The sequence below is a fragment of the Arthrobacter pascens genome, assembly GCF_030815585.1.
In the GTDB taxonomy this organism is placed as follows: domain Bacteria; phylum Actinomycetota; class Actinomycetes; order Actinomycetales; family Micrococcaceae; genus Arthrobacter; species Arthrobacter pascens_A.
The window spans coordinates 1,151,301-1,162,662 of record NZ_JAUSWY010000001.1 but is presented as its reverse complement, the minus strand read 5'-3'; the positions used below and the strand labels follow the sequence as shown (position 1 = coordinate 1,162,662).

The 11,362-nt window shown below is 64.4% G+C and carries 9 protein-coding genes; 3 read left to right on the top strand and 6 right to left on the bottom strand.

Annotation, left to right across the window (positions count from 1 at the left end):
• Positions 1-17: 17 nt before the first annotated feature.
• Together QFZ30_RS05480 and glyA are read right to left on the bottom strand one after the other, a co-directional pair.
• A complete protein-coding gene (locus QFZ30_RS05480; protein ID WP_307074217.1) occupies positions 18-1,238 on the bottom strand; it encodes a sarcosine oxidase subunit beta family protein in 1,221 nt (406 codons plus the stop codon).
• Positions 1,235-2,611 carry a serine hydroxymethyltransferase gene (gene glyA / locus QFZ30_RS05475; protein ID WP_307074214.1) on the bottom strand — a complete coding sequence of 459 codons (1,377 nt, stop codon included), beginning with the start codon at positions 2,609-2,611 and terminating at the stop codon, positions 1,235-1,237. Before glyA ends, QFZ30_RS05480 begins: the two co-directional genes overlap by 4 nt.
• A 359-nt stretch (positions 2,612-2,970) precedes the next feature.
• Between glyA and sigK the strand changes: the two genes are divergently transcribed.
• On the top strand, positions 2,971-3,579 hold the full coding sequence (gene sigK / locus QFZ30_RS05470) for an ECF RNA polymerase sigma factor SigK (RefSeq protein ID WP_307074212.1): 609 nt from the start codon (positions 2,971-2,973) through the stop codon (positions 3,577-3,579).
• Position 3,580: 1 nt separating this feature from the next.
• Positions 3,581-4,405 carry an anti-sigma factor gene (locus tag QFZ30_RS05465; protein ID WP_307074210.1) on the top strand — a complete coding sequence of 275 codons (825 nt, stop codon included), beginning with the start codon at positions 3,581-3,583 and terminating at the stop codon, positions 4,403-4,405.
• A 34-nt stretch (positions 4,406-4,439) separates the two neighbouring features.
• Here the strand turns inward: QFZ30_RS05465 and QFZ30_RS05460 are convergent, their stop codons facing one another.
• From QFZ30_RS05460 to QFZ30_RS05445, 4 genes are all read right to left on the bottom strand, one after another.
• On the bottom strand, positions 4,440-5,219 hold the full coding sequence (locus QFZ30_RS05460; protein ID WP_307074208.1) for a PIG-L deacetylase family protein: 780 nt from the start codon (positions 5,217-5,219) through the stop codon (positions 4,440-4,442).
• Between the two features lie 3 nt (positions 5,220-5,222).
• Positions 5,223-6,176, bottom strand: coding sequence for an electron transfer flavoprotein subunit alpha/FixB family protein (locus QFZ30_RS05455; protein ID WP_307074206.1), 954 nt, complete (start codon positions 6,174-6,176; stop codon positions 5,223-5,225).
• Between the two features lie 14 nt (positions 6,177-6,190).
• Positions 6,191-6,991 carry an electron transfer flavoprotein subunit beta/FixA family protein gene (locus tag QFZ30_RS05450; RefSeq protein ID WP_307080064.1) on the bottom strand — a complete coding sequence of 267 codons (801 nt, stop codon included), beginning with the start codon at positions 6,989-6,991 and terminating at the stop codon, positions 6,191-6,193.
• 237 nt (positions 6,992-7,228) lie between these two features.
• Complete coding sequence (locus QFZ30_RS05445) at positions 7,229-8,935, bottom strand: S1C family serine protease (protein WP_307074204.1); 1,707 nt, start codon at positions 8,933-8,935, stop codon at positions 7,229-7,231.
• 298 nt (positions 8,936-9,233) lie between these two features.
• Between QFZ30_RS05445 and QFZ30_RS05440 the strand changes: the two genes are divergently transcribed.
• Complete coding sequence (locus QFZ30_RS05440; protein ID WP_307074202.1) at positions 9,234-11,273, top strand: TPM domain-containing protein; 2,040 nt, start codon at positions 9,234-9,236, stop codon at positions 11,271-11,273.
• Positions 11,274-11,362 lie beyond the last annotated feature (89 nt).

The following is an 11,362-nucleotide window of genomic DNA, read 5'->3' as shown; positions in this document are numbered from 1 at the left end:
TTTCTGATGGACGGCGGCTAGTGGGCCACGGCGGCGGCGCCGTGTTCATCGATCAGTGCACCGGTCTCGAAGCGTTCCAGCGCAAACGGCCTGTTCAGCTTGTGCGGGGCCCCGGTAGCGATGGTGTGCGCAAACGTCATCCCGGCGGCGGGTGTTCCTTTGAAGCCGCCGGTCCCCCAACCGCAGTTCACGAACATGTTTTCCACCGGGGTGGTGCCGACGATGGGCGAGGCGTCGAGTGTGGTGTCCACGATGCCGCCCCAGGTCCGGAGCACGTGGGCCCGGGCGAAGATCGGGAAGAGTTCGACGGCGGCTGCCATCTGGTGCTCGATCACATGGAAGGAGCCGCGCTGGCCGTATCCGTTGTAGGAATCAACGCCGGCGCCCATCACCAGCTCCCCCTTGTGGGCCTGGGAGACGTAGACGTGCACGTGGTTGGACATGACCACGGTGGGGTGGACAGGTTCGTGCAGTTCGGAGACCAGGGCCTGCAGTGGATGGGACTGGATGGGCAGCCGAAACCCAGCCATCTCGGCCAGCACGGAGCTGTGTCCGGCGGCGCAAAGGCCGACTTTTTCGGTGTGGATGGTGCCCTGGTTGGTTTTGACGCCGACGACGCGGTTGCCGTCCTTCAGGAAGCCGGTGACCTCGCAGTTCTGGATGATGTCCACGCCCAGTTCGTCGCATTTCCGGGCGAAGGCCCAGGCGACGTGGTCGTGCTTGGCGATGCCTGCGCGCGGCTGGTATGTGGCTCCCATGACGGGGTAGCGGATGTTGTCGTTGATGTTCAGGATGGGGCAGAGTTCCTTGACCTGCTGCGGATCCAGCCATTCAGCGTCCACGCCGTTGAGCTTGTTTGCTCCCACTCGCCGCATGCTTTCGCGCACGTCACCCAGGGTGTGGGCGAGGTTCATGACACCGCGCTGGCTGAACAGGAAGTCGTATTCGAGCTCCTCCGGCAGGATTTCCCAGAGCTTCAGCGCGTGCTCGTAGATGGCAGCGCTCTCGTCCCAGAGGTAGTTGGAGCGGATGATGGTGGTGTTCCGGGCCATGTTGCCGCCGGCCAGCCAGCCCTTCTCCAGGACGGCGATGTTGGTCATCCCGTGGTTCTTGGCCAGGAAGTAGGCCGTGGCCAGGCCGTGGCCGCCGCCGCCCACAATGACGGCGTCATAGGACGACTTGGGCTCCGGGTTCCGCCAGAGGAAATCCGGGTGTTCCGGGAGGTGGTGGGTGCTCACTGGGCCCCTCCAATCATTTCAGCCTCGAACGCGGCAATCTCGGTGCCGCTCCCGTCCTGGGAAAGATGCGAGTAGATGGGGAACTGCTCGGACAGGGCTGTGACCCGGGCGCGGAGTTCGACGGCGGTGGCGTCACTGAGGGTTCCGTCACCGGAGCTGCCGTCGGTGTTTCCGCCGATACTGGCGGCGGCGATGAGCGCCGTCGCGATGATGTCCGCTACTTCGGCGAATTCGACGGCGCCGAAGCCGCGGGTGGCAAGGGCCGGGGTTCCGATCCTGAGGCCGGAAGAGACCATGGGCGGGCGGGGGTCGAAGGGCACGGCGTTGCGGTTGACCGTGATGCCGATCCGGTGCAGGGCGTCTTCGGCCTGCTGTCCGTCCAGTTCAGAGTTCCGCAGGTCCACCAGGACCAGGTGCACATCGGTGCCGCCGTTGACCACGGAGATGCCCGACGCGGCAACGTCGTGGCGGAGCAGCCGCTCGGCCAGCAGCTTGGATCCCTGCAGGACGCGTTCCTGGCGTTCTTTGAACCCGGTGGAGGCGGCGATCTTGAAGGCCACCGCTTTAGCAGCGATGACGTGCTGGAGGGGGCCGCCCTGCTGGCCGGGGAACACTGCGCTGTTGATCTTGCGGGCGTACTGTTCCTTCGCGAGGATGACGCCACCGCGCGGGCCTCCGAGGGTCTTGTGCGTGGTGGTGGTGACGACGTCGGCATAGGGCACCGGATTGGGGTGGAGCCCCGCCGCCACGAGGCCGGCGAAGTGGGCCATATCCACCATGAGGTACGCGTCCACGAGGTCCGCGATCCTGCGGAACTCGGCGAAGTCGAGATGACGGGAGTACGCAGACCAGCCGGCCACGATCATGCGCGGGCGGTGCTCCAGGGCCAGGGCCTCCACTTCAGCCATGTCCACGAGGTGATCGGTCTTGCTTACGTGGTACGGGACCACGTTGTAGAGCTTCCCGGAAAAGTTGAGGCGCATGCCATGGGTCAGGTGGCCGCCGTGGGCCAGATCCAGGCCCATGATGGTGTCGCCCGGATCCAGCAGCGCGAACATTGCCGCGGCGTTTGCCTGGGCTCCTGAGTGCGGCTGGACGTTGGCGAACTCCGCACCGAACAGGGTCTTCACCCTGTCGATGGCCAGCTGCTCAATAACGTCCACGTGCTCGCAGCCGCCGTAGTAGCGCTTGCCCGGGTAGCCCTCGGCATACTTGTTGGTGAGGACCGAGCCCTGCGCCTCCATGACGGCGGCCGGCGCGAAATTCTCGGACGCGATCATCTCCAGCGTGGACTGCTGGCGGAACAGTTCCCGGGCAACAGCCTGTTGCACTTCGAGGTCAACCTGCTCCAGCGACTGGCTCAATGGCTCCATAGGTGTTGTTCCTTACGTCAGGCAGTACATCTAAAATACTTATTATCACGCACTGATATATTAGTGTTGATGCAATAATATGTTGCACATCACTAAGCGTCAATAGGAGCCACCATTGGCTTTTGAGCACACGATACGGAAAATTCTGTAACCGTAGCGTCCAGCCGGGCGAACCAGCACGACGTCCCGGAGCAATCCGGAACCATGGCTGCACCGAATCACTCATGAGACATTCCATGGTCGGCGAGGAGCGGCAGGTGACACTACTGGAAGGGGAACACTCCACTGAACCGCAGGGGTCGGCTGCCACTGCCAATGACGCAGCTGGTTCACCGCCAGGAGACCTATGCTGGAAAGTGATGGAAACTCCCAATGCGCCAAAGGTCGAGGCCCCGGCCGCCGTCACAGAGTCGCCTGCCGACGTCGGCCGGCACCTGGCTGGCCTGCTCGGCCGCATCGCCCAAGGCGACCAGGCCGCGTTCGCGGAGTTCTACCAGCTGACTTCGCGCAGGGTCTTCGGTATGGCCCGGAGAGTCCTGGTCGACCCCGAACTCAGTGAAGACGCCACCCAGGAGGTTTTCCTGCAGGTCTGGCAAAACGCCGCGAACTTCAATCCCGAGGCCGGGAGCCCGCTCTCGTGGCTGATGACAATTTCGCACCGCCGTGCCGTGGACAAAGTACGTTCTACACAGTCCTCCACCGACCGCGAAGCCCGGTACGGGGCCAGTACCCAGGACATCGATCACGATTCCGTATCTGATGAGGTAGGAAACAAGCTTGAGGCGGAGGCGGTGGTCCGATGCCTGGAAACACTGACCGCTACGCAGCAAGAATCCGTTCGGCTTGCCTACTATGGCGGCCTCACGTACCGGGAAGTTGCGGAGCAGCTGAACGCCGCAGTGCCCACCATCAAGTCCCGCATTCGCGACGGACTGATCCGATTGAAGACATGCCTGGGGGTGAGTTGAGATGACGGAAATGAACAATTCTGAAGGCAACCGACGGCCGGGCTCGTTCGGCGACGCCGTTGCCACGGACCTGGCTTCAGGGCGTGCCGTGGAACTGGCTGAGCTGTATGCCCTGGACGCCGTGACAGATGCCGAGCGCTCCGCCATTGATGAGTACATCTCCTCCGCGACTGAAGCTGAGCGCAGCTCCTTCTTGGAGCGGGTCCGCCAGGCCCGTGAAACGCTCGCGACAACATTCACGGCCGAGGAGGAGCCACCCGTGGATCTCTTCGCGCGCATTGCGTCGCAACTGCCCGCCCAGCCGACCCCGCAACCCAAGAAAACAACCATGGACGGCGATGATCTGTCCGTATTGAGGCAACGCAGGGAAGAACGACGCCGTCCGGCCGGTGCACGCCGTTGGCTTGCGGGCGTCGCTGCGGCGGCAGTCATAGCACTCGGCGGGGTGGGCGTAGGCGCCTACATCGCGGACCAGAATGATCCGCTGAACCAGGTTGTCCGGGCCGACGATGTCCGCGAAGCATCCGTGGACGTGTCCGGCGGTGGAACCGCCACCCTTCTGATCTCCCCGTCGAAGGATGCAGCGGTGGTCAAGATGAACGGCGTGCCCGCCCCGCCGGCGGGCAAGGTCTACCAGATGTGGCTGATCCCGAAGGATGGCTCAGCACCGGTTTCCCAGGGCCTGATGGACGAAGCTGCACTGTCCAAACCCGCCGTCGTGAAGGGAATCGCATCCGCCGCATCCCTCGGCATCACGGTGGAGCCGGTGGGAGGCTCAGCCGTCCCGACGCTGCCTACGGTGGCCGACGCCGCTCTGGGCGCCTGAGAGACGCATATGACAGGCGTTACAGGTGGCAATCCTAGAAGCCGGCGATGGTCCCCGGGCCGTTGACTGTAACGACGTGGAACGCTTCTGCGCTGCGGCCATCAGCCATTCCGGCGCGCTTGGCATTCGCGGACATTCCCTTGCGGACCTCGGCTTCCATCGCGGCGGCATCGGGGTGCTGGCTGACGTGGACGTGGATGGCCTGGAGTTTCTGCTCCACGTGGTCAGTGACGTCCACAAAGTGGTTCTCGCGCTCATCCGGTCCCGCGTAGAGCCAGAGCCACGGCAGCTTGTAGGCCGCCAAGCCTGATTCGGCAAGCTCCGGATAGGCGAACGGGTTCTCCACGGCAGGGTAGACGGCTCGCGTCACGGCTTCCCCGACCGCGAGGTGGTCCGGGTGGCTCTTCTGGATCCTGCCCCAGTTCCGCTCCGGATGCATTGCCACGACGACGTCGGGCCGGATTTCGCGGACCAGTTTCACCACACCAAACATCACCTGGTGGTTCGGCTCGAGGAAGCCGTCCCGCTCATTGAGGTAACGGATGTCGGTGACCCCAACGAGCCCCGCAGCCCGCTCCTGCTCGGCGGCCCGCAAAGCGATGATCTCCGCCCGGTGGGCGGGATCGAAGCCTCCGGCGTCGCCGTCGGTCATGATGCAGTAGGTGACCTGCACTCCGGCTGCCGTCCAGGCAGCTATGGTGCCCGCGGCACCAAAATCGATGTCGTCCGGATGCGCTGCGAAGCAGAGCACCCGTTCAACCCGGTGCTTGTCCGGGTTGAACGGGCTCTGCGCTGGAACAGCATGGTCAGTCAAGGATCAGCCTTTGCGCTTCTTGATCTCTTCTGTGGCTTGGGGAAGGACGTCAAAGAGGTCCCCGATGATGCCGAAGTCGGCGATCTCAAAGACAGGCGATTCAGCGTCCTTGTTCACGGCCACAATGACCTTCGCCGTCTGCATTCCGGCCTTCTGCTGGATGGCACCGGAGATGCCAACGGAAATGTAAAGCTGCGGCGAGACCGTCTTTCCGGTCTGGCCCACTTGGGCGTCGTGGCTGATCCAGCCGGCGTCTGTCGCCGCACGGGAGGCTCCCACGGCAGCGCCCAAGGCATCGGCCAGCTGCTCTACCGGACCGAAGTCACCGTCCAGGCCACGCCCGCCAGCCACCACGATCCGCGCGTCGGTCAGGTCCGGGCGGCCGCTGGCGGTCTTCTGCTGGCGTTCAGTGATACGTGCTGCCGCGGCCGTGCTGTCGGCCGGGACCTCAATGGTTGCCGCTTCGGGCGAACTCGGAGCCGTTGCCGGCTCCGGCGTCACGTTGTTGGCCTTCACCGTCAGCACGGAAACCGGCGTCGTGGCCTTCGCAGCAGTGGTGTACGAGCCCGCCAGGACGGATTTGTGTGCTGTACCGTCGGCATCAACCGCCACAACGTCCGTGATGACTCCTGCGTTCAGCCGGATACCCAGCCGCGCCGCAATCTCCTTGCCCTCGGGCGAGTTGTCCAGGAGTACGGTGCCGGCACCTGTCGCAGCCACGGCGGCGGCCAGATAGGCGGCCTTGGGTGCCACGAGATAGTCGTCCAGGTCCTGGGCCGACGGACGGAAGACCGCGCCGACGCCGTATTCGGCAAGCGCGGCCGAAACGCCGCTGTGCAGCTCGCCGTTCAAGGCAACGGCGGTCTCGCCCAGGGAACGCCCAAGGGTCAGCAGTTCGAGGCTGCTCTTCTTCAGGGCGTCGCCCGGGTTATCGATGAATACGAGTACGTTTGCCATGTCTGTGATCCCTCTTAAAGCAGCTTCTGTGCGGCCAGGAAGTCGACGAGCCTGATACCCGCGTCGCCTTCGTCTGTGATGATTGTTCCGGCGGTGCGCGGCGGGCGTTCCTCCGCAGACGTCACCGTGGTCCAGGATCCTGCGCGGCCCACCTGCGAGGGATCAACTCCGATGTCCTGGAGGGAGAGGGTGGTGATGCTCTTCCGCTTAGCGGCGATGATGCCCTTGAAATTGGGATACCGCGGCTCGTTGATCTGGTCCGTCACCGACACCACCGCGGGGAGTGATGCTTCAACAGTCTCCGAGTAGGTATCGGCGTCCCGGCGGGCGGTGAGCCGTCCGCCGTCGACCTCCAGGGACGACGCAAACGTGACCTGCGGGAGACTGAGCCGCTCCGCCAGCTGCGCCGGCACAAGGGACGTTTCACCGTCCGTGGATGCCATGCCGGTGAGTACGAGGTCCACCGGGGCACCCGCTCCGAGGTGGCGGATGGCTGCTGCGAGGGCCAGTGACGTGGCGGCTGCGTCCGAGCCGGCCAGGGCGTCGTCAGTGAGGTGCACACCTTCGGTGGCGCCCATCTGCAGCGATTTTTTCACAGCGTTCACTGCACCCGCCGGCCCCATGCTCAGGGCAATGACCTGGTTGCCGGCCTTACTCCCGCCGCGGGCTTCGGCCAGCTGCAGTGCGGCTTCCAGGGCGTATTCGTCCAGCTCGGACAGGATGCTTTCGTCGCGGTCCGTGGTGTAGCCCTCCCCGTTGAGGTGACGGTCAAACTGCGCGTCCGGTACATGCTTGACCAGGACGATGATCTTCAATGTCTCTTCCACTGTATTTACAGCAGCCTTCCATGCTTGTGGATAGCCAGCCGGGTGAGGTCGTGGCCGCGGAACGCCCGGGGTTCGGGTAGCTTCTAGCTAACCATATAGCCGGGCCCCGGGCCCGTCCCGTTAACCCCTGTGTCAGCCTGCCTTGCCAGGACAGGAAAAACGACGACGGCGGGGCACCGTCTGAGGTGACCTCCGCCGTCGTGGGGGCTGCTTTTGCTGTGCTTCCTACTGGTCGGGCGCGGTACCCAGCGTGACATCGAGCGTCTGCTCCTGGCCGTTGCGCAGGACGGTGATCTTCACCGTGGATCCCCCGGCCTGTTCGCGGACAGCGGCCGTCAGCTGGTTGGGATCGCTGATGGTCAGGTCATTGAACCTGGTCACGACGTCGCCCACCTTGATGCCCGCCTTGGCGGCCGCGGAACCGGATTCGACGGTGGCGACGTCTGCCCCCACGGAGAATCCGGACGATGAACCGGAGGTGGACTTGTCCTTGACGCTCACGCCCAGCTGGCCGTGGGACACCTTGCCGTTAGCAATGATCTCCTGGGCAACGCGCTTGGCGTTGTTGATGGGGATGCTGAAACCCACGCCGATGTTCCCGCTCTGGGATGATGAGGTCGAGTCTGAACCGGCCGAGGCAATGGCCACGTTGACCCCGATGATCTCACCCTTGCTGTTGACCAGCGCGCCGCCGGAGTTCCCGGGGTTGATGGCGGCATCAGTCTGGATGACATTGATGGAAATGGAGCCTTGGCCTGTGGCGTTCTGGCCCTGGCCGCCGTCCGGAGGTGCGAACTGGAAGCCCTGATCTCCGCCTTGGGACTTGTCGCCATCCTTCGGTGCCGCCGACGAAGCAACGCTGATGGTCCGGTTGAGCGTTGAGACAATGCCGTCAGTCACCGTGCCGGTCAGACCCAACGGGGAACCGATGGCGATGGCCGTGTCCCCCACATTGAGCTTTGAAGAATCTCCAAGGGTGGCTGCGGTCAGGCCGGAGGGGTCGTCCACCTTGATGACTGCGAGGTCAGAAAGTGGATCGGTGCCCACAACCTTGGCGGTCAGGACCTTGCCCGCACTTGTGCGGACCTCAATGGCGGCACTCGCTGTCTGGCCGTCCAAGGTCACCACGTGGGTGTTGGTCAGGATATGACCATCGTTGTCCAGGATGATGCCGGAGCCGGTGCCGCCCGAGCTGCCAGTCGTGGCGCTGATAGTCACCACGCTGGGGGACGCTTTCAATGCCGCAGCCGTGATGGCATTGACGTCGTCCTTGTTGTTGACGATGACGGTTTCCGGCTGGCTGCTGCTGCTTGCCGAGGACGGGGAGCCGTTGTTGAAAAGGTTCGCGGATCCTACGGTGGCCACGCCGCCGCCCACCAGGCCGGCGGCCAGGATGCTGGCCACCAGCGTGCCCACGCCGAACGTTGCTTTCCTACGAGGCGCATCAGCCGGATTCGGAGTGGTGCCAAGCCCGCCGGGCGATGCCGCATGGGCCCCGTGCTGGGCGTATTGCTGACCGGGGTGGTACTGGCCCGGATTCTGGTTCTGGTGCTGCCCGTAAATGTGCTGGCCCTGGTTGTGTGGGGCGGTGTTCTGCTGGCCGGGGTTCTGCTGGCCGTAGAACGGTTCCCGCGGAGGATAGACAGGACGCGGTGCCCCCGGAAGCTGTTGGGTGGGGTGTTCACCCTCCTGCGGGCGGTCCAGGCTCTCCGTCGGATTATCGTGCCCGTCGGAACCCGCGCCGGCGCCTTCGGTACCGCGCTGATCCCCGCTTGCGGCCGCCTTGGGATGGTGCAGGGCGGGATCGTGCAGCGGCGCAGGGCTTTCCCCATGCCGCTGTTCAGGCTGCTGCCCGTCCTGCGGTTCCGGCACCTGCCGTGAGCCCGGATTCCGGTTCTCAGGCGCTGCACCCGGCGTTGGGTTCTCAGTCATTGGACTTCCTTTCATCCTCGTCTGTATTAACTATGGACTCCTTGGCTGGAACTAGCGCGGACGTTAGCTGGGAGGTTCCTGAATGACGATCCGGGAGTTTGTCCAGCGACTTGCCATGCCCCCCAGTTCGTTTCGCTGGTGGCATATTCACCGTTGTGGACGCACCAATAGGTGCACCATAGAATCAAGAGGAATTGCCACAGCGACCTGCGGCTTTACACCACGCGTGGGGGCGCTGCTGCATTCTGAGACGACTGATTCGTCCCGAATCGGTGTCAGGCGTGCTGAAGGGTTGCACATGCGGTCAAAGTTCAAACGTATTCTCGCCGTGATCGGCCTGACCGGGCTGTTGGCGGTTCCCGCTGGCGCGGCCTGGGCCGAACCGCCCGTGACTCTGGACCCAGTCACGAAGATTGTCGATTCGGCCGGGGTCCTGGGAGGCGACAAAGCCAAAGTTGAGGCTGCCATCAAGAAGCTTGGAACCGACCACTCAACGGTGCTCCACGTCGTTACCGTCAAGAAGTTCGAAAGCCCCAACGAGCGCGAAGCCTGGACGGACCAGGTAGCCGAACAGGCCGGCCTGGGATCCAATGCCCTGATCTTCGCCGTTGCTACCGATACAAGGCAGTACAACCTGAATAAGGGCGGCAGCAAGATCACCACTGCCCAAATTGAAAACATCAAGAGCAAAGCCATCGGCCCGCAGCTTGCGAATGGCAACTATGCCCAGGCCGCGATAGATGCTGCGGCGGCCATCGGCGACGCCGCTGGCGGCGGCAGCGGTAATGTCCCCGGCGACGGCGCCGGCACCGCAGTCCTGGTCGGAACCGGAGTCGTCGCTGTCGGAGGGGCAGGCGCCTACCTCTACTTCCGCAACAAGCGGAAGAAGGCGGCCCAAGCATCCAGCGCCAGTTATGGCCCGCAGGGCCAGGAGCTGGATCCTCTGGCGTCGCTCAGTGTGGAGGAACTCCGTCGCAAGAGCGGCTCCCTGATCATCGAGGCCGATGACGCCATCAAGTCCAGCGAGCAGGAACTCGGGTTTGCCCAGGCGCAGTACGGCGATGCCGCCATCGGCAACTTCACCAAGGCGCTGGCGGAAGCCAAGGGCCACATGTCCGAATCGTTCAAGCTGCAGCAGCAGCTGGACGACCATATTCCGGACACCGAAGAGCAGCAGCGGAGCTGGCTGGGCGAAATCATCCGCCGTTCCGAGGCCGCCCTGGCGTCGCTGCAGGAGCAGAAGGCCGATTTCGATTCATTGCGGGAGTTGGAGAAGAATGCCCCGCAGGCCTTGGCAGCTGTCAGCGCAGGGGCGCAGGAGGCGGATGCGAAGATCGCCAGTGCCGAACAGTCGCTGACCGCTCTGCGCGCCAAGTATGCAGACAGCGCCCTGGTACAGGTATCGGACAACATCACCCAGGCAAAGGAACGCCTGGCCTTTGTGCAGAACGCCGAGGCCGCAGCCCAGGAGAAGCTCTCTGCCGGCGAGGCCAGCCTGGCAGCCGTCGCCGTCCGGGCGTCGGAAGAGAGCCTGCACCAGACCAACGTTCTCCTCGACGCCATAGCCAAGGTCTCCTCCAGCCTGGACGAGGCCCGTAACGGCCTCGAGGCCGCCGTCGTCGAGACTTCCCAGGACCTAGCCCAGGCGAAGGCCATGATCCAGTCCGGGGCCCACCCCGAACTGGCAGGCCCGGTGGCCGGAGTTGAGGCTGCCTTGGGCCAGGTCAAAGCGGAGATCCAAGGCGGCAAGATTGACCCCATCGCCACCTTGGACCGAGTGGAAAGCGCCCATCAGGCCTTGGACCAGGCTCTGACCGGCATCCGGGACCAGCAGGAGCAGGCCCGGCGCGCCCAGGCCTCGCTGCAGCAGACCATCATGGCCGCCCAGGCCCAGATCAGCGCCACCTCCGACTACATCACTGCCCGGCGTGGCGGAGTAGGGACGGAGGCCCGCACCCGGTTGGCTGAATCGCAGCGCAATCTCGACTACGCGCTTTCCATCTCGCGCAACGATCCCGTGACGGCACTCACGTATGCCCAGCAGGCCCACGCGTTGGCCGCACAGGCGGCCCAGCTTGCCCAGGCCGACGTGGACAACTTTGGCGGCTATGCCAACCAGGGCTATGGCGGCGGAGGAATGTTCGGCGGAGGTGGCGGAGGAGGGCTGGGTGGTGCCATCCTGGGCGGCATTCTCATCAACTCCATCCTCAACGGCGGCGGTGGCGGCGGCTGGGGCGGCGGCCACAGCGACGGCGGCGGCTGGGGCGGCGGAGATTCCGGCGGAGGCGACTTCGGCGGTGGCTGGGGCGGAGACTCCGGCGGCGGCGGGGATTTCTAGTTGGATGAAAGCTAGCGCCAGCCGGAACGATCCGGCGGCGGATAGAAGCGGTACAACAACTGTTCACTGATTTCAGTGGCCACCACTGA

Coding starts and splice junctions, on each gene's coding strand:
- glyA (WP_307074214.1), bottom strand. CDS start 2,611: ATGGAGCCATTGAGCCAGTCGCTGGAGCAGGTTGACCTCGAAGTGCAA.
- sigK (WP_307074212.1), top strand. CDS start 2,971: ATGGAAACTCCCAATGCGCCAAAGGTCGAGGCCCCGGCCGCCGTCACA.
- QFZ30_RS05465 (WP_307074210.1), top strand. CDS start 3,581: ATGACGGAAATGAACAATTCTGAAGGCAACCGACGGCCGGGCTCGTTC.
- QFZ30_RS05455 (WP_307074206.1), bottom strand. CDS start 6,176: ATGGCAAACGTACTCGTATTCATCGATAACCCGGGCGACGCCCTGAAG.
- QFZ30_RS05445 (WP_307074204.1), bottom strand. CDS start 8,935: ATGACTGAGAACCCAACGCCGGGTGCAGCGCCTGAGAACCGGAATCCG.
- QFZ30_RS05440 (WP_307074202.1), top strand. CDS start 9,234: ATGCGGTCAAAGTTCAAACGTATTCTCGCCGTGATCGGCCTGACCGGG.